Below are 19648 nucleotides of genomic sequence, written 5' to 3' on the forward strand. Positions count from 1 at the left end.
TGTCCCGCCGATCACCGCTCCGGCGGTGGTAACCCGTCGTAGGGAGAACCGTGTCGACCGCAGATCCTCAGTACTCCACCCAGGACCCGACCGACCCGGACCGAACTCCCGGCGACTCAACGAACAGCGCACGCACCGTCCAGCAGTACATCGACGAGCGACCGCTCTGGTCGGATGGGACCGATACCCCGTACGTGCCGATGACAGGCATGCAGTGGCGGATCTGGTGGCTGGCGGCTGCCGGCAAGTTCTTCGAAGGCATCATGATCTTTATGACAGGGGTTGCACTGCCCCTGCTGACGATCGACTTCGATCTCAACACCACCCAACAGGGCTTCGTGACCTCGGCCTCGTTGGCCGGCATCCTCGTCGGCGCGACCGTGCTCGGCAGTCTCGCCGACCGGTACGGCCGCAAGCGGATGTTCATCGTCGAGATGGCCGTCTTCGCGGTGTTCGTCGCCGGTACGACCTTCGCGCCGAACCTGGTGTTCCTCGTCATCTGCCTGTTCGGCGCGGGCATCGCCCTCGGCTGCGACTATCCGACCGCGCACATGGTGATCTCCGAGAGCGCACCGACCGTTCGACGGGGTCGGCTCGTGTTGTCGGCGTTCGGGTTCCAGTCGCTGGGCGCATTCGCCGGCACGTTCCTCGGATTCTTCATCCTCTACGAGAACCCGGAAGTCGACGCGTGGCGATGGATGTACGGCGCGGTGATCATCCCCGCGGTCCTCGTGCTGATCGGACGGTTCTTCGTCCCCGACAGCGCCCACTGGCTGATGGCCCGCGGACGTACCCACGAGGCGGAGACCGAGACCGAACGGCTCCTCACCCGCGAACCTCCCTACCCGACCCACGTCACGCTCCGGCGCGGTGCAGACGACGAAGTCACCACAGCCGCGTCGGGCAGCTATCTCGACTTGTTCCGCGCCAAGTACCGCCGCGTCACGATCTTCGCCTCGGTGCCGTGGGTGCTGCAGGATCTGAGCACCTACGGCGTCGGCATCTTCACGCCGGTACTGCTCGCCACCATCCTCGGCCAGCAGTCGGAGGTCAACGACCTGCACGACGTGATCCACAACGACATGCTGGGCGCCGAGGGCTCCGCCCTGATGGACATCGTGTTCGTGCTCGGCATCGTCGCTGCGATCTTCCTGGTGGAACGGTTCGGCCGGATTCGCCTGCAGATCACCGGGTTCATCGGCTGCGCGCTCGGCCTGTTCCTGGTCGCGATCGCGTCCCTGTCGCCACCGGACTACAACATCCCGCTGCTGTTCGCCGGCTTCATCCTGTTCTACTTCATGAACAATCTGGGGCCGAACTCGATGACGTATCTGATCTCGGGTGAGGTCTTCCCCACCGAGATCCGCGGCAAGGGAGCGGGATTCGCGGCATCGATCGCCAAGGTCGGTGCGGTGGCCGCGGCCTTCTTCTTCCCCATCGTCCAGGACGCGATCGGGACGAGCACCCTGCTGTTCATCCTCGTCGGGACGGCCTTGCTCGGCGTCGTCGTCACCATCCGGTATGGCGTCGAGACCACCGGCGTCAGCATCGAGTCCATGTCGACAGCCGACCCTCAGGACAGCGCGGCCTCCACGGCATCGCGGGTGTGAACGAATGCGTCACGCACGGCGCCGACCTGCGGGCCGGCACCGAGCACCGCACGACTGCTGGCCGGGAGGACCCACGACTGGTCGGCACCGGCGAACACCTCCGGCAGGTCTTCTGCGGTCGCGCCCTGCGCTCCGAGCCCCGGCGCCAGAATCGGACCGTTCAGCCCACCGAGGTCGAGACCGTGCTTGCGGGTCGCGCCGACCACGAGGCCGATCGTCGCGGTCCCGTCGGCGTTCGCGTCCGCGGCGTCGTCGACGATCGTCTGTCCCACAGTCCGTCCGCGCGCATCCGCGAGTTGGATCCCCGCACCGTCCGGGTTGGACGTGCGTGCCAATACGAACACCCCGCGGTCGGCGGCGCGGGCTGTCTCGAAGGCCGGCCTAAGGGATCCGAACCCCAGGTAGGGCGAGACGGTGACGGCGTCCGCGCACAGCGGAGAGGCGTCGTCGAGCCATTCCGTCGCGTACGCGGCCATCGTCGATCCGATGTCGCCACGTTTGGCGTCGGCCAACACGACCGCACCGGCGGCCCGACAGTCCCGGATGACCCGTTCGAGGACCGCGACCCCGGCCGCGCCGAACATCTCGAAGAACGCCACCTGCGGTTTGATGACCGCGGCGACGGGAGCCAACGCCTCCACACAGATGTCGGCGAACCGAGCGAGTCCGTCCGCCGTGACCTCGAGCCCCCACTGTTCGAGCAACTCGGCGTGCGGATCGATCCCGCCGCACAGCCGACCGCGCGCGGAGACCGCAACGCGGTACCGGGCGGCGAATCCGTGCGGTTCGGGCGTCATCAGCGGTTCACCAGCACCGCGTGCCGGCGCTGCAGCGACTCGACACCCATCTGACCGTTGATCGCGGCCTCGATGCCCTGCACAGCGGCGCTGGCACCCTGCACGGTCGTGATGCACGGGATGTTCACCGACACCGCGGCACTGCGGATCTCGTAGCCGTCGACGCGCGGTCCGGAGTTGCCGTACGGGGTGTTGATGACCATCGACACCTCGCCACCGCGGATGATGTCGACGATCGTCGTGTGCCCCTCGGCCGACTCGAAGTGCTTGCGTACGGTTCGGCAGTTGATCCCGTTGCGCCGCAACACGTCGGCGGTGCCCTCGGTCGCCAGGATCTCGAATCCGAGGTCGGCGAGGTGCTTGACCGGGAAGATCAGGGCCCGCTTGTCCTTGTTGGCCACCGATACGAAGATGGCCCCGCTGGTCGGCAACGATCCGTACGCGGCCGTCTGCGACTTCGCGAACGCCTTCCCGAAGTCGGCGTCGATGCCCATCACCTCGCCCGTCGACTTCATCTCCGGACTGAGCAGCGAGTCCACCCCGGTGCCGTCGTGGCGTCGGAACCGGTTGAACGGCAGCACCGCTTCCTTCACCGAGATCGGCGCCTCGGCCGGGGCCTCGCCGCCGTCGCCGTCGGCCGGCAGCACGCGCTGGCCGCGCAACTCGGCGATGGTCTCCCCCATCATGACGCGGGCACAGGCCTTGGCCAACGGCACCGCGGTGGCCTTGGAGACGAACGGCACCGTCCGGCTCGCACGCGGATTCGCCTCGAGAACATAAAGGATGTCGTCCTTGAGGGCGTACTGCACGTTGAGCAGCCCACGCACCCCGATCCCCTTGGCCAGCGCCTCGGTCGACGCACGCACCATCGCGAGATCGGACCGCCCGAGGGTGACCGGTGGCAGCGCGCAGGCCGAGTCACCGGAGTGGATACCGGCCTCCTCGATGTGCTCCATCACGCCGCCGATGTAGACCTCGTCGCCGTCGCACAGGGCGTCGACGTCGATCTCCACCGCGTCCTCCAGGAACCGATCCACCAGCACCGGATGGTCCTCGGTGAGCTCGGTGGCGCGGGAGATGTAGTCCTCCAACGATTTCTCGTCGTAGACGATCTCCATGCCGCGCCCACCCAGAACGTAGGAGGGACGCACCAGAACCGGGTAGCCGATGCGGGCCGCGGTCGCACGCGCCTCGTCGAAGCTGGTCGCCGTTCCGAACGCGGGCGCCGGCAGCCCGGCAGCGGTCAGGACCTTGCCGAACTCCCCGCGGTCCTCGGCGAGGTCGATGGCCTCCGGGCTGGTCCCGACGATCGGTACGCCGGCAGCGGCGAGCCGGTGGGCGAGGCCGAGCGGCGTCTGGCCGCCGAGTTGCACGATGACGCCGGCGACGTTGCCCGAGATCGACTCGGCGCGATAGACCTCGAGCACATCCTCGAAGGTCAGCGGCTCGAAGTACAGCCGGTCGGCGGTGTCGTAGTCGGTGGACACCGTCTCGGGATTGCAGTTGACCATCACGGTCTCGTAGCCCGCTTCCGAAAGCGTCAGCGCGGCGTGGACACACGAGTAGTCGAACTCGATGCCCTGACCGATGCGGTTCGGGCCCGATCCGAGGATGAGTACCTTCGGCCGATCCGGTTGTGGGGCAACCTCACTGGTGGCCGACGGGTCGAGTTCGTAGGTGGAGTAGTGATACGGCGTCTTGGCCTCGAACTCCGCCGCGCAGGTGTCGACGGTCTTGTAGACCGGATGCACCCCGAGACCGAGCCGGAATGACCGGACCGCCGCCTCATCGGCGAAGTCCGCACGCAGAGCAGCGATCTGACGGTCGGAGAACCCGGTGCTCTTCGCCTGCCGGAGCAGTCCCTCGTCCAGGCTGTCCGCGTCTCGGATCTCGGCGCCGAGTGCCGCTACCCCGCCGATCTCGGCGAGGAACCATGGGTCGATCGCGGTCGCCTCGTAGAGTTGCTCGACGGTCGCGCCGGCCTCGAACGCGAGCATCAACCCGTAGATGCGACCGTCCTTCGGGGTCCGCAACGACTGCAGCAGCTCCTCGAGGTCGAGGGTGGCGGGATCGGGCCGGTTGGGTTCGGTCCAGAAGCCGGCGGCCTTGGTCTCCAGGGAGCGCATCACCTTGCCCAATGACTCGGCGAAGCTGCGTCCCAGCGACATCGCCTCGCCCACCGACTTCATCGTCGTGGTCAGGGTGTCGTCGGCGCCGGGGAACTTCTCGAACGCGAACCGGGGTGCCTTGACGACGACGTAGTCGAGCGTCGGCTCGAAGCAGGCCGGGGTCTCCTTGGTGATGTCGTTGACGATCTCGTCGAGGCTGTAGCCGATGGCGAGCTTCGCGGCGATCTTCGCGATCGGGAAGCCGGTGGCCTTCGACGCCAGCGCCGACGAACGCGACACGCGTGGGTTCATCTCGATGACGACGAGCCGTCCGTTGCTCGGATCCTGCGCGAACTGGATGTTGCACCCGCCGGTGTCGACACCGACTTCGCGCAGGATGGCGATCGAGAGGTCGCGCATGATCTGGTATTCGCGGTCGGTCAGCGTCATCGCGGGCGCGACGGTCACCGAATCGCCGGTGTGCACACCCACCGGGTCGACGTTCTCGATGGAACAGACCACCACGACGTTGTCGCGGTTGTCGCGCATCAGCTCGAGTTCGTATTCCTTCCAGCCCAGGATCGATTCCTCGATGAGCACGTTCGCGGTGGGTGAGGCCGCGAGGCCGCCACCGGCGATCCGCTCGAGATCGTTGCGGTCGTAGGCCATGCCGGAGCCGAGTCCGCCCATGGTGAACGACGGACGCACCACCACCGGGTAACCGAGATCGTCCACGGTGTCGTAGACCTCGTCCATGGTGTGGCAGACGCGCGACCGTGCGCTCTCCCCGCCGACCTTGGCGACGATGTCCTTGAACATCTGGCGATCCTCGCCGCGCTGGATGGCGTCGAAGTCGGCGCCGATCAGCTCGATCCCGTACTTCTCCAACGAACCCCGGTCGTGCAGGGCCACAGCGGTGTTCAGCGCGGTCTGCCCGCCGAGTGTGGCGAGAACGGCATCGATCGGGTGGCCTGCGTCGCGTTCTGCCTCGATCACCTTCTCGACGTATTCGGCGGTGATCGGCTCGATGTAGGTGGCGTCGGCGAACTCCGGGTCGGTCATGATGGTCGCCGGGTTGGAGTTGACCAGGCTCACGCGCAGGCCTTCGGCCTTGAGCACGCGGCACGCCTGGGTGCCGGAGTAGTCGAACTCGCATGCCTGGCCGATGACGATCGGCCCGGAGCCGATGACGAGTACGTGGGAGATGTCTTCGCGGCGTGGCATCAGGCGCTCGTTCCTCGTGCACGGTCACCCTCGAGTTGGGTGACGAACTTGTCGAACAGGTAGGCGGCGTCGTGCGGGCCGGCCGCCGCCTCCGGGTGGTACTGAACCGAGAAGGCTTGTCCCGAAAGCAGTTCCACACCTTCGACGGTTCCGTCGTTGGCGCAGGTGTGGCTGACCCGCGCACGACCGAAGTCGGTGTCGAACTCCTCGCCGGCCTCGCCGTCGAGGGCGAACCCGTGATTCTGCGCGGTGATCGACACCGTGCCGGTCGCGTGGTCGATCACCGGGATGTTGATCCCGCGGTGGCCGAACTTCATCTTGTAGGTGTTGCGGCCGAGGGCGCGGCCGAGGATCTGATTGCCGAAGCAGATACCGAACAGCGGCAGGCCTGCGCCGAGCACGGCTCTGGTGAGTTCGACGGCGTCGTCGGCGGTCGCCGGGTCGCCGGGCCCGTTGGACAGGAACACGCCGTCCGGCCGCAGGTCGGTGATGGCGTCGAGTCCGACGGTCGACGGGAGGACGTGCACGCGGACGCCGCGCTGCGCGAACATCCGGGGGGTGTTGGTCTTGATGCCGAGGTCGATCGCGGCGACCGTGAACCGCGTGTCGCCGTCGGGTTCGACGGTGTAGGACGCATCCGTGGTGACCTCGCCGGCGAGGTCGGCGCCCTTCATCGGCGGTTGGTTGCGCACGCGCGCCACGAGTTCGTCGTCGGCGGCGAGCGCGGCACCGGAGAAGATCCCGGCACGCATCGACCCGTGGTCGCGCAGGATGCGAACCACGGTGCGGGTGTCGATGCCCGCGATCCCGACGACCTCCTGGCGCTGCAACTCCTCCTCGAGCGAGGTGGTCGCCCGCCAGTTCGACACACGGCGGGTGGGATTGCGGATGGCGTAGCCGGCGACCCAGATCTTCCCCGAATCACCAGTGGCCGAATCGCTGCCGGCGCTGCCGGTGCTCTCGCCGTCCTCGGTGTTCCACCCGGTGTTGCCGATCTGCGGAGCGGTGGCCACCACGATCTGCCGGTGATAGCTCGGGTCGGTGAGGGTCTCCTGGTACCCGGTCATCGCCGTGCAGAAGACCGCCTCGCCGAGCGTCTCGCCGACCGCTCCGTACGGCAATCCACGGAACACCTGTCCGTTCTCCAGCACCAGAACTGCTGTGCTCATTGATCTTTCCTCTGTTCGGCGTCGTCGGGGGCCGGCTCCGCCGAGGCGCGCTCGGCCTCGGCGAACTCGTCGACCCATCCCGGATAGACGGTCTTGTCGTCGGCGCGGAGTCCGGAGTCGATCTCGGTACCGGTGGGCAGCACCCAGCGGATCACGAGGACACCGTCGGCGGTCATCACCTTTCCGGCGAGTCCGCGCTCGGTACGGACGGCGGTGATCGACGAGCGTGGAATCCAGATCTCGGACGCCCCTTGCCGTTCGATCAGGATCCCCTCCGGGTAGGCCGCGATCGACGCCGCGGCCCGGTCCCCCAGATCGCCGACGGCGATCCGGTCCTGCCAGCTCGGCGCCATGGTGCTGCCGACGTAGAGGCCGGTGTCCGGTCCACGGGTGGGTGTCGGCAGGTCGTCGGGCGGCGGAGGTGGTGTCCCGATGGTCTCGGCCTGCCGTCGGCCCCGGTTCCGCCAGCCACGCAGGACGAGCGCCACCAATCCCAACCAGACGACGACCACCACGACGACGACACCGATCTCCATGCCGCTCACCGGGTCACCTCGCCGTCACGCGCGGTGATCACGCCACGCAGAACGGTCGCGGTGACTGTCGCCGGCATCGTCATCTCCTCGTACGGCGTGTTGCGCGACAGGCTCGCGAGGTCGTCTCCACGAACGATCCACGACCGGTTCGGGTCGACGAGAGTCAGTGTGCCGGGCTCGCCGACCTCGATGGGCCGGCCCTGATCCGGCAGGCCCACGATCTGCGCGGGACGCTCACTCATCACCCGCGCGACCCCGCGCCAGTCGAGCAGGCCCGGATTGACCATGGTGTCGACGACGATCGGCAGCGCAGTTTCCAGGCCGAGCATGCCCGGTCGGGCCTGCGCGAACTCACAGGCCTTCTCCTGGGCCGCGTGCGGCGCATGATCGGTTGCAACACAGTCGATCACGCCATCGGCGAGTGCGCGGCGCAAAGCCTCTTTGTCGCGCGTCTCCCGCAGCGGCGGGTTTACCTTGTTCACCGGGTCGTACGTCGCCAGCCGCGAGTCGTCGAGCAGCAGGTGATGCGGGGTGACCTCGGCGCTGATCGCGATGCCCTGGCCGCGTGCCCACCGGAGCAACTCGACCGTGCCCTCGGTCGACGCATGACAGATGTGCACCCGGGTGCCGGCATCGCGGGCCAGCAGCGCATCGCGGATGACGATGGATTCCTCGGCGGCACGCGGCCATCCGGTCAGCCCCAGCCGGGCGGCATTGGGTCCTTCGTGTGCGATGGCGCCGACCGTGAGTCGGGGTTCCTCGGCGTGCTGCGCGATGAGTACATCGAGGCTTTTCGCGTACTCCAACGCGCGACGCATCAGCAGTGGGTCGTCGACGCATTTGCCGTCGTCGCTGAACATCCGCACGCCGGCGACACCGGCGTTCATCATGCCCATCTCGGCGAGCTGTTTGCCCGCGAGGCCGACGGTGACCGCACCCACCGGGTGCACGTCGACGAGGCCGATGTCGCGTCCGGTTCGCCACACGTTGTCGGTGATCGTGGAGTTGTCGGCGACCGGATCGGTGTTGGCCATCGCGAACACCGCGGTGTATCCACCGAGCGCGGCGGCCATCGATCCGCTGCGGATCGTCTCGGTGTCCTCGCGTCCCGGCTCTCGCAGGTGCGTGTGCAGGTCGACGAACCCGGGCAGCAACACGGCGCCACCGCCGTCGATGCGATCGGCCCCGTCGGGAGCGGTCAGATCCGTACCGATCTCCGCGATCCGGCCGTCGACGACGAGCACGTCGACGGGGTCACCGTCGCCGTACGGTCGGACGTCGGCGATCAGGACCGATCCGGTTGTGGGGGTGCTCATGTCGCCGTCTCCACTGGCTGCGATCTCCTCATCACTGAGTTCCCGGGCTGTCCGTGCCGACAAGCAGCCGGAACAGCACCGCCATCCGTACGTGGACGCCGTTGCGTACCTGCTCCAGGACGGTCGCGCGCGGCGAGTCGGCCACCGAGTATCCGATCTCCATGCCGCGCAGCATCGGTCCCGGATGCAGGATCACCGCGTTGTCGTCGAGCAGGGCGAGTCGTCGGTCGTTGAGTCCGTACCGCACGGAGTACTCGCGTGCGCTCGGGAAGAATCCGCCGTTCATCCGCTCGGCCTGCACCCGCAGCAGCATGACGGCGTCGAGGGTGGGCAATTCGGCGTCGAGGCTGTGCGACACCGTCACCGGCCACTCCGCGACACCGACCGGCAACAAGGTCTGCGGGGCGATCAGGACGACCTCGGCCCCGAGGGTGGCCAGCAGGTGCGCATTCGAGCGCGCCACCCGCGAGTGCAGCACGTCGCCGACGATGCCGATCCGGCGACCTTCCAGGGAGCCGAGTCGCTGCCGCAGGGTCAGTGCGTCCAGCAGCGCCTGTGTCGGATGCTCGTGTGTCCCGTCGCCCGCGTTGATCACGGCGGGACCGTCGCCGTCGACCTCGGTCCAGGACGCGATCTGGTGTGCCGCACCGGAAGCCGGATGCCGGACGATCAATGCGTCGGCGCCCGCGGCGTGCAGGGTCTTGACCGTGTCGCGCAGCGACTCACCTTTGCCGGCCGAACTGCTCGACGCGCTCACGTTGATGACGTCGGCGCTCATCCACTTGCCGGCGACCTCGAACGACACCCGGGTACGGGTGGAGTTCTCGTAGAAGACGGTCATCACCGTGCGACCGCGCAGGGTCGGCAGCTTGCGGACCTCGCGGCCGGTGAGCGCCTGCTCGAACCGCTCGGCCTCGTCGAGGAGTTCGGTTGCCTCGTCGACGGACAGATCCTGCGTCGACAGGAGGTGACGCATCAGTCCTCGCCTCCCGGCTGTGGCTCGGCGCGGGTGACCGCAGCGCTCAGGACCACCTCGTCGATGCCGTCGTGCTCCTCGAGATGCACCGACACGTTCTCGTCGCGGGAGGTGGGGATGTTCTTGCCCACATAGTCGGCGCGCAACGGCAACTCGCGATGGCCACGGTCGACCAGAACGGCGAGCTGGACGGCCGCGGGGCGACCGAGATCGCGCAGCGCGTCGAGCGCGGCGCGGACCGTACGCCCGGAGTAGAGGACGTCGTCGACGAGGATGACGACGGCGTTGTCCACACCGCCCGCGGGTACCACGGTCCGTTCGAGTGGCCGATGTGGTTTCGCGCGCAGGTCGTCGCGGTAGAGCGTGATGTCGAGGAACCCGACCGGGACGTCGGTGCCGGCGAACTCGTTGATCCGCGCCGCCAGGCGCGACGCGAGATATGTTCCGCGAGTGGGAATCCCGATGATGACCACGCGCGGGCCGTCGGGCGAGTCGAGTGCGGTCTTCTCGATCACCTCGTGGGCGACGCGGGCAATGGTGCGGGAAACGTCGGAATCGTCGAGCAGAACCCGGCCGCCGGGCCGGGAACCTTCGGTTGGCGGGGCACCATCTGTTGACATGACCAAGCCGACCTCCTTCTCCGCCTCGCGGGACGGATCGTTAAAGGATGTCTGTCCCGGATGACTCTACACGGGCCCACCTCGCGAAACCGAGGCAACGCGATGTGGGCTTCGTCAACCTGTGTTCGCCGACGAGTCGATGTCGCCGCGCCGGCCGGGGTCAGTCCCCGCGACGCGGCTCGTCCGCCGCGGCGGCCGCCCGCACCTGCGGCGCGAGATCGGCGATACGGGCGAGCACCCCGTTGACGAAGGCGGGCGAGTCGTCGGTGGAGAGCTCCTTGGCCAGTTCCACCGCCTCGTCGACGATCACGATGGGGTCCACGTCCACGGAGTGGAACAGTTCCCACGTGGCCAGCCGCAGGATCGCGCGGTCCACGGCGGGCAGCCGCTCCAGCGTCCACCCGCGCAGATGCGACGAGACCACGGCGTCGACCTGCGGGAGGTCGGCGGCGAGGCCCTCGATCACCGTTGCCGTGTAGTCGTGGATGGTGCCGACGCTCTCGTCGTCGCGCACGTACTCGCGTCGCTCCGCGACCAGCTGTGTCGCGCTGACGTTCTTGGCCTCCGCCTCGAACAGCAGATCCACCGCGCGGCGGCGGGCTTTGTGTCGGGTACCGGGTTGCTTCACGGGTCGAGCGATCAGGCGTTGACGCGACCGAGGTAGCTGCCGTCGCGCGAGTCGACCTTCAGCTTGTCGCCGGTGTTGATGAACAGCGGCACCTGGATCTCCGCTCCGGTCTCCATCGTCGCGGGCTTGGTGCCGCCGGTGGACCGGTCGCCCTGCAGGCCCGGGTCGGTCTGCTCGACGAGCAGCTCGACGGTGACCGGCAGTTCGACGAACAGCGGATTGCCCTCGTGCACGGAGACCTGAACGGTCATGTTCTCGAGCAGGAACCGCGCCGAATCGCCCATCGTCGCCGGCGAGATCGAGATCTGCTCGAAGTCCTGGGCATCCATGAACACGAAGTCGGTGCCGTCGTTGTACAGGTAGGTCATGTCCCGGCGGTCCACGGTCGCGGTCTCGACCTTGACGCCGGCGTTGAACGTCTTGTCGACGATCTTGCCCGACATCACGTTCTTGATCTTGGTACGGACGAACGCCGGGCCCTTGCCGGGCTTGACGTGCTGGAACTCCTGGATCTGCCAGAGCTGGTCGTCCATGCGCAGCACGAGGCCGTTCTTGAAGTCGGCGGTGGTCGCCATGTGGTGTTCTTCCCTTGCAGTCGTCGTTGGGTGTGCCGAAGCGGACCGTCAGATGACGGTGAACGTCTTGTCGGTGGCGGTCAGCAGTTCCGGTGCGTCCCCGGCCTCCGGGCCGGCGACGACGAGAGTGTCCTCGATCCTGACGCCACCTCGTCCGGGGAGGTAGACGCCGGGCTCCACGGTCACCGCTGCGCCGCATGGCAGTGTACCCGTCGCCAGCGCGCCGATTCCCGGTGCTTCGTGGATCTGCAGCCCCACCCCGTGACCGAGGCCATGCACGTAGTGCTCGCCGTGGCCGGCATCGGCGATGACCGACCGCGCAGCCGCGTCGACACCGCGCAGCTCGGCACCGGGCCGCAGGGCGGCCCTACCTGCGGCCTGCGCCGTGGCGACCAGATCGTAGATCTCGCGCTGCCAGTCCGCGGCGCGACCCAGGACATAGGTGCGCGTCATGTCGGAGTGGTAACCGCCGACGACCGCACCGAAGTCGATCTTCACGAAGTCGCCGTCGGCGAGGGTTGCCCCGGTGGGACGGTGATGAGGGACCGCGGAGTTGGCGCCCGCCGCGACGATCGTCTCGAAGGCGATGTCGTCGGCGCCGAGGGCATACATCTCCCATTCCAGGGACCGGGCCACCTCGCGCTCGGTGGCACCTGGCCGGATGATGCCGCGTTCGATGATGGCGCCGAGCGCCTTGTCGCCGATCGCGCACGCCTGCCGCAGCAGTTCGATCTCACCGGCGTCCTTCACCATCCGCAGTCGCTGCACAGCCCCGACCAGGGGTTCGAGTGTCGGGGCCGCATCGACGCCGTCGGCCAGACGGGCTGCGAGCGACCGATGCGACGACACCGTGACCGCGTCCGCCTCGAAGCCGATCGTCACCGCGCCGGCGTCCCGGGCATGCAGCGCGAGTTCCGTCAGGCAGTCGCGGGCGATCAGCGCCTCGAGGTCGCCGGCCTGCTCGCCGACCTGTGTGCGGTAGCGGCCGTCGGTGCAGATCCGGTCGGCCGACGACTCGGCGCCGATGAGGACCGCACCGTTCGAGCCGGTGAAGCCGGACAGATAGCGCACGTTCACGAGGTCGCTGACGACGACGACGTCCGGTGGCGAGGCCAACTCGGCGACCTCGGATCGCAAGCGGTCGCGGCGGGCACGGTAGTCGCTGGTCATGGCGTTGACAGGCATCCTCCCACGCTACCGCGCCGGGGTCGGACGCCCGTCGCGCCGGTTACGCGGACCGTCGCTCACCGGGATGTGTTTTCGAACACGTTCACCGTTGCGTACGCTGTCCGCTATGTCTTCGTGGTTGCCGCGCGGTCTGGTGATGACCGCAGTCCATGTCATCGCCCGCGTTCTGCTCGGTGTGGCGGTCGTCGAAGCGCCGTTGAACACCACGGTGTGGAAGACGCTCGCGATCGGCGCGGTCGTGCTGATCGCCCTGATCTGGGGCGGCATCGACGGGGTCGCCGATGCGCGCGCCAACCCCGATCCCGACGACTACGCGGACCTGACGGTCCGCTGGCTGCAAGCCGGTTTGCTCGCCGGCGTTCTCGCCGGACTGATCAGCTGGATTCTGGGTCGCTTTGTTTTCGCGGGCATCGGCGAGGCGAGCCTGTTCATCGAACTCATCGCCGGCGGCTCCTTCACCGCGCTCCTGGTGTTCGTGCCCGCGTTCATGGGTGCCGCGGTCGGCCGGTGGATCACCCGGCGCGATCAACGCAAGAACGACGCCGACGACGACTGGTCGGTGCATCCGGACCGCGAGGCCGAGCACGTCGCGAGCTGATCGCGTCCGCGTGCGGCCACCCCGGACCCTGAGGAGCCCGCGAACGAAGTGAGCGTGCGTTCCCCTACTCCCTGAGGAGCCCGCGAACGAAGTGAGCGTGCCGCCCCCTGCTCCCCGAGGAGCTTCGGAGCGCTAGCGGAGAAGCGTCACGAAGGGCCGCCCTTCGTGACACTCGGCTAGCGCCTCGTTCCTCAGGGAACAGAGGGTGACGGGGGTCAGAGCAGCACGCCACCCGACGACGGTGTCTCACCGGCGATCGCGGAGTACGCGGCAGCGATCAGGCCGGGATCGGGACCCTCGAGGCGTCCCGGCTTCGCGAGGCCGTCGAGTACGACGAACCTGAGCACACCGGAACGGTTCTTCTTGTCCCCGGACATCGCCTCCAGCAGATCGGCCAACGCGTCCGCGTCGTAGCTCGTCGGTAGGCCGACGAGCTCGAGGACGGAGCGATGCCGGTCGGCGGTGTCGTCATCGAGACGACCGGCCAGGCGCGCCAGCTCGGCGGCGAACACCAACCCGACGGACACGGCGGCACCGTGACGCCAGCGGTAGCGCTCGCGTCGCTCGATCGCGTGCCCGAGTGTGTGTCCGTAGTTGAGGATCTCCCGCAGCGACGACTCCTTGAGGTCGGCGGACACCACATCAGCCTTCACCTGCACCGATCGACGGATCAGTTCCGGGAGAACGGTGCCGCTGGTGTCGACGGCAGCTGCCGGATCCGCCTCGATGAGATCGAGGATGACCGGGTCGGCGATGAACCCGGTCTTGATCACCTCGGCGAGTCCGGCGACGACCTCGTTGTGGGGCACGGTTTCCAGCGTGGCGGTGTCGATGAGCACGGCGTCGGGTTCGTGGAAGGACCCGACCAGATTCTTACCGGCGTCGGTGTTGATCCCGGTCTTTCCGCCGACCGCGGCGTCGACCATCGCCAGCAGCGTGGTCGGGATGTGGATGACACCGATGCCGCGCATCCACGTCGCGGCGACGAACCCGGCGAGGTCGGTGGCCGCTCCCCCGCCCAGACTGATCACCTTGTCGTTGCGCTTGAGTCCGATGCGGCCGAACACATCCCAGCAGAACGCGGCCACCGAGAGGTCCTTGCCCGCCTCGGCGTCCGGGATCTCCACGCGATGGGCGTCGAATCCCTTGTCGGCGAGGAACGCCCGGATCTGTTCGGCGGTCTGCGCCAGCGTCGGCTGGTACAGGATGGCGACGCGGTCGGCGCCGGTCGCGGCGATGGCGACGTCATCGAGCAGGCCACGACCGATGATGACATCGTAGGGGGATCCCGCGTTGACGGTGATCGCGGTCGGCTCCGTCATCCTCGGTTCCCCTTCGTCTTCTGGCTGGTCATGTGGATGCGACCCTTTCTCCCACGAGGGCGCGGGCGAGGTCGGCGAGAATGGCGTCGGCGACCTCGCCGGGATCACCGGCAGCCGCGTCGACGACGAATGCGCCTGCACGAGTGTATGTTTCGTCCCGCTGCGCGAGGAGTTCGCGGTAGCGTCCGGCCGGGTCTTCGCCGGCGATCAGCGGCCGGTCGCTGTCGGCGACACGGGCGAACCCCGCGTCGGCATCGATGCGGAGGTAGACGACACGCTGCCCGGCCAGCGCGGCCTCGACCGCCGGCGTCATCACCGCGCCACCGCCGAGTGCGACCACACCGCGATGGGACCCCAGCACGTCCAGCACGACGTCGCGTTCGATCTCGCGGAACCGCTGCGGTCCTTCGGTGGTGAAGATGTCGGGAATGCTGCGGCCCGTTGTCTGCACGATCACGGAGTCGGTGTCGACGAAGTCCACGCCGAGCCGATCCGCGAGCACCCGGCCGACGGTTGACTTCCCGGCCCCCATGAACCCGATCAGAACGGCCGATGGGCCGCGTTTGTTGGCATCGTGAGTCATGAGCGAGGCGGACGGGTGTCGATGCGTGTGCGGTAGCCGGCGAGGTTCTCGGTGGTCTCGGCGACCGAGTCGCCGCCGAACTTCTCCAATGCCGCCTGCGCGACCACGAGCGCGACCATCGCCTCGGCAACGACACCGGCGGCGGGTACGGCACAGACGTCGGAACGCTGGTGGATCGCGACGGCCTCGTCGCCCGTCGACATGTCGATCGTCGACAGCGCACGGGGCACGGTCGAGATGGGCTTCATCGCGACCCGCACCCGCAGATCCTCGCCGTTGGTCATGCCGCCTTCGAGGCCGCCGGCCCGGTTGGTGGAGCGCAGCACCCCGTCGGGACCGGGCACCATCTCGTCGTGTGCCTGACTGCCGCGGCGTCGCGCGGTGGTGAATCCGTCGCCGACCTCGACGCCCTTGATGGCCTGAATCCCCATCAGCGCCCCGGCCAGGCGGGCATCGAGACGGGTCTCACCGCTGACGTGCGAGCCGAGTCCCACCGGGACCCCGGTCGCGACGACCTCGACGACGCCGCCGAGGGTGTCGCCGTCCTTCTTGGCGGCCTCGATCTCGGCGATCATCTGCTTCTCGGACTCGGCGTCGAACGCCCGCACCGGGCTCTCGTCGATTGCGGCGAGGTCGGTGAAGCGCGGGCTCGGACCGTCGTAGGGCTCGCTCGCGCCGATCGAGATGACGTGGGAGAGCACCTCGATGCCGAGCACCTGGCGCAGGAAGTTGCGCGCCACGGTGCCGGCGGCGACGCGAGCGGCGGTCTCCCGGGCGCTGGCTCGTTCGAGCACGGGCCGCGCGTCGTCGAAGCCGTATTTGAGCATCCCGGAGTAGTCGGCGTGCCCGGGCCGCGGACGGGTCAGTGGGGCGTTGCGGGCGCTGCCCTCGAGTTCGGCGGGGTCGACCGGGTCGGCGGCCATCACCGTTTCCCACTTGGGCCACTCGGTGTTCGCGATCTCCACGGCCACCGGACCACCCATGGTGCGGCCGTGGCGCAGTCCGCCGACGATGGTGATCTTGTCCGCCTCGAACTTCATCCGGGCGCCGCGGCCGTAGCCGAGCCGCCGTCGGGCGAGCTGTTCGGCGATGTCGGACGAGGTGATCTCCACTCCGGCCACCATCCCCTCGACGAGGGCGACCAGGGCCGGGCCATGAGACTCTCCGGCGGTTATCCAGCGCAACACAGTGTTCGATTGTTCCATGACGGGTCAGGCGGACGATGTCCGCGTCCCACCCGTCGCCGAGCACCGGGCTCAGCGGTCACGGCGATCTTCGCGTCTCAGGTCACGGCCAGTCCGCAGATGCCGGCGGCGACGAGGGCGGGAGCGTGTGGCCGCGGACCACGGCTGCAGGTGAACGCATGACCGGCCGCGCCGAGGATCGCGGCCGTCAGGACGACCAGCAGCGCGAGCGTGGGGTCGGCGAGCAGGCCACCGAGCGCGAACGCCAGCTTGATGTCTCCGCCTCCGCCGAGCCCGGCCACGGCGGCGAACAGGTACGGCAGGGCCGCGACACCTGCCGATGCCAGGACCGCCGGATCATGCGTGGCCATCGCCACCGGAGCGAGGACGCCCGGCCAGACCGCGCCATTGGCGATCCGGCCTGTCCTTCGGTCATGGACGGCGATGATGGACAGCCAGACGCAGATGATGAACGACGCCACCGATCGAGCGTGCCGGACCGGGGCGCCTCAACGGCGGGGCCTGGCGCAGGCTGTGGACAGACCGCCGGCTGTGGAATCCGGACTCGACGTGCTGTGGGCGATCGGCTAACCGCTGTCGAGCGCTGCGGCCATGACGTCGCGGGGCGCCGGCCGACCGGTGAACTGCTCGACCTGACTGAAGGCCTGATTCAGCAGCATGACCAGTCCCCCGACGACCTGTCCGCCTGCGGCGCTCACCGCGGACGCCAACGGTGTGGGCCACGGGTCGTAGATGACGTCCACCAGGCGCGCTGCGGCGGCGAGCGAGTCCACGAGGACCGCCGCGGCCGGGGCGGGAACCGTCGAGACGACGACACCGGCTGCTCGAACGCGTCTGTCGAGTTCGGGGTCGACCGCGAAGGCGACGACCTCCGCCGACATGCCCAGGGCCGCGGCCACATCGATGACGCCGGTGGCCTTGTCGGCATCGCGGGCGACCACCGTCAGTCGGGTGAACCCGGCATCGGCGAGAGCGGCCACGGTGGGTAGCGCGGTGCCGCCTGCACCGACGACCACGGCTGCGGGATTCGTCGCCGCGTCGACGCCGACCTCACGCAATGCGCCGCTCATCCCGTCGATGTCGGTGCAGTCGGCGCGCCAGCCCCGCTCGGTGCGCACCAGAGTGTTGGCCGACCCGACGAGTTCGGCTCGGGCGGTGCGCTCGTCGGCGAAGGCCAGGGCGGCCAGTTTGGCGGGCATCGTCACCGACAGCCCGACGAACTCGGGGCCGAGCTGCGACACCAGCGACGGCAATTGCTCTGCGGTGCAGTCGATCCGGTCGTAGGTCCAGTCCTCGAGTCCGAGTGCGCGATAGGCGGCCAGATGGATCCGTGGCGAACGCGAATGGCTCACCGGGGACCCGAGCACCGCTGCCCGGCGTTGCGATCCTGCCATGTGCTCAGCTACACCCGGTGCTCAAAAGCTCGTTCTCACAAGCCCTTTCACGGTTTCGCGTGTGTTCCTCGAACGTCTCGGCGAAGAGCGTGGTGCCGTCGCGGTCGATGGTCACGAAGTAGAGCCAGTCTCCGGGTGTCGGGTTCTCGACAGCGGTCAGCGCCCGCTCGCCGACGGCGCCGATCGGCGTGGCCGGCAAGCCTTCGATCCGGTAGGTGTTCCATTCGTTGTCTGCCCGATACGCCTCGCCGTAGACGTCGATGTTGGTGACGTCGGCGGTGTAGTTGGTGGTGGAGTCCATCTCCAGCCGCTGCCCCTCGTCCAGCCGGTTCAGGATCACCCGCGCGACCTTGGCGTAGTCGCCCGGATTGGCGACCTCCCGCTCGACGACCGATGCCGTCACGAGGGTCTCGTACGGGGTCAGGCCCGACTCGTTCTCGGCGAGCAGACCCCATTCCTCGAACCGGGCGGCGCTCGCCACGATCAGGTCGTGGAGGATCTGTGTGGGCGAGTGGTCGGGATCGATCGACTCCCACGTCCCGGGTGCGATGAGTCCCTCGATACGACGGTGATCACCGTCGAGGTTCTCCACCGCGGACCGCGCCCACTCGGGCACGCCGAGCTGTTCGGGTGTCGAGTCGGCCGCCGCGGCCTCGAGTTCGGCGACGTCGGTCCCGATCTGCTGACCGTTCACTGTCACCGACGTGGCGTTCTCGATCATCTGGAAGATGCCCGGCGTGATCTTGCCGTCCACACCTTCCTTGTTGTCGAGTTGGAGGCCCTCGGGTACGACCATGCGCCCGACCCTGTTCGCGTTGCCGTCGGTCATCATCTCGACCGCGGTGGCTGCCGGGATCTGGGTACGCAGTTTGTAGAAACCGCCCGAGATCGGCTGGCCGTCCGCGGCGTCCACGAAGGCCTGCACACTGCCGACCACATCGTTGCTCTCCAGGATCACACCGAAGTCCATCAACGTGGAATCCTGCGGGATGTCGACGACGACATCCGCGGTGCCCGCCGCATTGGTGTAGTCGGTGGTGTCCACGGATGGACCGAACACTCCCACCGCACGCAGCCCGACCACCGCGACCCCGACGACCAGCACGAGCATGCAGGCCAGCGCGACGCCCAGGACGATGCGCCGACGCATGATCTTGCGCCCGGTCGGTCGCGGCCTACGCCCACCACCACCGCGCCGACGGTTCCGACGGTCTCGGGGTGGGCGGCTGTCGGTGGGTGTGTCCTCGAGGGCGAGATATCCCTCGGCGTCGTCGTCGGTGTCGTAGCCGGCGGCGGTCCGTTCGTCCTCGATCACGTCGGTCGCGGCGGCCTCCGCGCCCGGCCGGACGCGATGCGGCACGGCTCGCCGTCGCGGGTCGTCATAGTCGCCGGCACGTGGCCCGGGCCGGTCGCGATCGTGGAACTGCTCGGCGGGCGGCGGCACGTACGCGGGCATCACCCGTTCGGGAGGCCGGCGGCGCGGTGGTGGCGGCGTCGGCGCCCCCCATGTGTCGGTCCCCGGGGGGCGCGCCTCGACCCGCGGTTGCGGCCCGGTGATGGTCGGGTCGGTCGATGCCTCCCGGCGCCGCCGGTGACGGGTCGTCGGTTTGCCGTCCGCGGGCTGCGTGAAGTAGCGCAAGCGCTCGAGATCGAGCTGCTCGGTCGGCTGATCGGACAGGTCGTGCCGTCGGGGTCGATGGCGTTCGTCGGTCACCGAACGGTTCCTCTCAGATTCCCGCACGATTCGCCCACGCGATATGGACTGTTCGCGATCGCGAATCGCGTTGTGCGGTCTGGCT

The 19648-nt window shown here is 68.5% G+C and carries 18 protein-coding genes; 2 read left to right on the plus strand and 16 right to left on the minus strand.

Translation table 11 applies throughout. The features are described from left to right. Nucleotides 1-50 precede the first annotated feature (50 nt). Nucleotides 51-1610, plus strand: a complete 1560-nt coding sequence (locus tag VZC37_RS08860) for an MFS transporter (RefSeq protein ID WP_330432095.1) — start codon at nucleotides 51-53, stop codon at nucleotides 1608-1610. Here VZC37_RS08860 and pyrF read toward each other — a convergent pair. The 10 genes from pyrF to VZC37_RS08910 form a co-directional block, all read right to left on the minus strand. Further along, entirely contained in the window at nucleotides 1574-2407 is an 834-nt protein-coding gene (pyrF, locus tag VZC37_RS08865) for an orotidine-5'-phosphate decarboxylase (protein WP_330432096.1), read from the minus strand. The genes VZC37_RS08860 and pyrF overlap by 37 nt on opposite strands. Continuing rightward, nucleotides 2407-5739, minus strand: coding sequence for a carbamoyl-phosphate synthase large subunit (gene carB / locus VZC37_RS08870; RefSeq protein ID WP_330432097.1), 3333 nt, complete (start codon nucleotides 5737-5739; stop codon nucleotides 2407-2409). Before carB ends, pyrF begins: the two co-directional genes overlap by 1 nt. Then, nucleotides 5739-6908, minus strand: a complete 1170-nt coding sequence (gene carA / locus VZC37_RS08875; protein WP_330432098.1) for a glutamine-hydrolyzing carbamoyl-phosphate synthase small subunit — start codon at nucleotides 6906-6908, stop codon at nucleotides 5739-5741. The genes carB and carA overlap by 1 nt, the downstream gene beginning before the upstream one ends. Then, nucleotides 6905-7444 (minus strand): PH-like domain-containing protein, encoded by a 540-nt coding sequence (locus tag VZC37_RS08880; RefSeq protein WP_431309385.1) that lies wholly within the window; start codon nucleotides 7442-7444, stop codon nucleotides 6905-6907. Before VZC37_RS08880 ends, carA begins: the two co-directional genes overlap by 4 nt. A gap of 5 nt (nucleotides 7445-7449) precedes the next feature. Then, entirely contained in the window at nucleotides 7450-8760 is a 1311-nt protein-coding gene (locus tag VZC37_RS08885) for a dihydroorotase (protein ID WP_330432100.1), read from the minus strand. A 31-nt stretch (nucleotides 8761-8791) separates the two neighbouring features. Next, on the minus strand, nucleotides 8792-9736 hold the full coding sequence (locus VZC37_RS08890) for an aspartate carbamoyltransferase catalytic subunit (protein WP_330432101.1): 945 nt from the start codon (nucleotides 9734-9736) through the stop codon (nucleotides 8792-8794). Then, nucleotides 9736-10356, minus strand: coding sequence for a bifunctional pyr operon transcriptional regulator/uracil phosphoribosyltransferase PyrR (gene pyrR / locus VZC37_RS08895; RefSeq protein ID WP_330432102.1), 621 nt, complete (start codon nucleotides 10354-10356; stop codon nucleotides 9736-9738). The genes VZC37_RS08890 and pyrR overlap by 1 nt, the downstream gene beginning before the upstream one ends. A 160-nt stretch (nucleotides 10357-10516) precedes the next feature. Next, a complete protein-coding gene (nusB, locus tag VZC37_RS08900) occupies nucleotides 10517-10984 on the minus strand; it encodes a transcription antitermination factor NusB (RefSeq protein ID WP_330432103.1) in 468 nt (155 codons plus the stop codon). 11 nt (nucleotides 10985-10995) lie between these two features. Next, complete coding sequence (gene efp, locus VZC37_RS08905) at nucleotides 10996-11559, minus strand: elongation factor P (RefSeq protein WP_330432104.1); 564 nt, start codon at nucleotides 11557-11559, stop codon at nucleotides 10996-10998. Nucleotides 11560-11607: 48 nt separating this feature from the next. Continuing rightward, nucleotides 11608-12744 carry an aminopeptidase P family protein gene (locus tag VZC37_RS08910; RefSeq protein WP_330432105.1) on the minus strand — a complete coding sequence of 379 codons (1137 nt, stop codon included), beginning with the start codon at nucleotides 12742-12744 and terminating at the stop codon, nucleotides 11608-11610. Between the two features lie 109 nt (nucleotides 12745-12853). Between VZC37_RS08910 and VZC37_RS08915 the strand changes: the two genes are divergently transcribed. Next, nucleotides 12854-13345 carry a B-4DMT family transporter gene (locus VZC37_RS08915; protein WP_330432106.1) on the plus strand — a complete coding sequence of 164 codons (492 nt, stop codon included), beginning with the start codon at nucleotides 12854-12856 and terminating at the stop codon, nucleotides 13343-13345. 215 nt (nucleotides 13346-13560) lie between these two features. Here VZC37_RS08915 and aroB read toward each other — a convergent pair whose 3' ends face one another. From aroB to mltG, 6 genes are all read right to left on the minus strand, one after another. Further along, nucleotides 13561-14667: a 3-dehydroquinate synthase gene (aroB, locus tag VZC37_RS08920; RefSeq protein WP_330432107.1), complete on the minus strand. Its 1107-nt coding sequence runs from the start codon at nucleotides 14665-14667 to the stop codon at nucleotides 13561-13563. 28 nt (nucleotides 14668-14695) lie between these two features. After that, nucleotides 14696-15250, minus strand: coding sequence for a shikimate kinase (locus tag VZC37_RS08925; protein WP_330432108.1), 555 nt, complete (start codon nucleotides 15248-15250; stop codon nucleotides 14696-14698). Continuing rightward, a complete protein-coding gene (aroC, locus tag VZC37_RS08930) occupies nucleotides 15247-16455 on the minus strand; it encodes a chorismate synthase (protein ID WP_330432109.1) in 1209 nt (402 codons plus the stop codon). Before aroC ends, VZC37_RS08925 begins: the two co-directional genes overlap by 4 nt. 77 nt (nucleotides 16456-16532) lie before the next feature. Then, entirely contained in the window at nucleotides 16533-16916 is a 384-nt protein-coding gene (locus VZC37_RS08935; RefSeq protein ID WP_330432110.1) for a prepilin peptidase, read from the minus strand. A gap of 105 nt (nucleotides 16917-17021) precedes the next feature. Further along, nucleotides 17022-17849 carry a shikimate dehydrogenase gene (locus VZC37_RS08940; RefSeq protein WP_330432111.1) on the minus strand — a complete coding sequence of 276 codons (828 nt, stop codon included), beginning with the start codon at nucleotides 17847-17849 and terminating at the stop codon, nucleotides 17022-17024. A gap of 4 nt (nucleotides 17850-17853) precedes the next feature. Next, nucleotides 17854-19563 carry an endolytic transglycosylase MltG gene (gene mltG, locus VZC37_RS08945; RefSeq protein WP_330432112.1) on the minus strand — a complete coding sequence of 570 codons (1710 nt, stop codon included), beginning with the start codon at nucleotides 19561-19563 and terminating at the stop codon, nucleotides 17854-17856. Nucleotides 19564-19648 lie beyond the last annotated feature (85 nt).

It is taken from the genome of Gordonia sesuvii (assembly GCF_036350415.1).
Taxonomy (GTDB): domain Bacteria; phylum Actinomycetota; class Actinomycetes; order Mycobacteriales; family Mycobacteriaceae; genus Gordonia; species Gordonia sesuvii.

Coding starts and splice junctions, on each gene's coding strand:
- pyrF (WP_330432096.1), bottom strand. CDS start 2,407: ATGACGCCCGAACCGCACGGATTCGCCGCCCGGTACCGCGTTGCGGTC.
- carB (WP_330432097.1), bottom strand. CDS start 5,739: ATGCCACGCCGCGAAGACATCTCCCACGTACTCGTCATCGGCTCCGGG.
- carA (WP_330432098.1), bottom strand. CDS start 6,908: ATGAGCACAGCAGTTCTGGTGCTGGAGAACGGACAGGTGTTCCGTGGA.
- VZC37_RS08880 (WP_431309385.1), bottom strand. CDS start 7,444: ATGGAGATCGGTGTCGTCGTCGTGGTGGTCGTCGTCTGGTTGGGATTG.
- VZC37_RS08885 (WP_330432100.1), bottom strand. CDS start 8,760: ATGAGCACCCCCACAACCGGATCGGTCCTGATCGCCGACGTCCGACCG.
- VZC37_RS08890 (WP_330432101.1), bottom strand. CDS start 9,736: ATGCGTCACCTCCTGTCGACGCAGGATCTGTCCGTCGACGAGGCAACC.
- pyrR (WP_330432102.1), bottom strand. CDS start 10,356: ATGTCAACAGATGGTGCCCCGCCAACCGAAGGTTCCCGGCCCGGCGGC.
- efp (WP_330432104.1), bottom strand. CDS start 11,559: ATGGCGACCACCGCCGACTTCAAGAACGGCCTCGTGCTGCGCATGGAC.
- VZC37_RS08910 (WP_330432105.1), bottom strand. CDS start 12,744: ATGCCTGTCAACGCCATGACCAGCGACTACCGTGCCCGCCGCGACCGC.
- VZC37_RS08915 (WP_330432106.1), top strand. CDS start 12,854: ATGTCTTCGTGGTTGCCGCGCGGTCTGGTGATGACCGCAGTCCATGTC.
- aroB (WP_330432107.1), bottom strand. CDS start 14,667: ATGACGGAGCCGACCGCGATCACCGTCAACGCGGGATCCCCCTACGAT.
- VZC37_RS08925 (WP_330432108.1), bottom strand. CDS start 15,250: ATGACTCACGATGCCAACAAACGCGGCCCATCGGCCGTTCTGATCGGG.
- aroC (WP_330432109.1), bottom strand. CDS start 16,455: ATGGAACAATCGAACACTGTGTTGCGCTGGATAACCGCCGGAGAGTCT.
- VZC37_RS08940 (WP_330432111.1), bottom strand. CDS start 17,849: ATGGCAGGATCGCAACGCCGGGCAGCGGTGCTCGGGTCCCCGGTGAGC.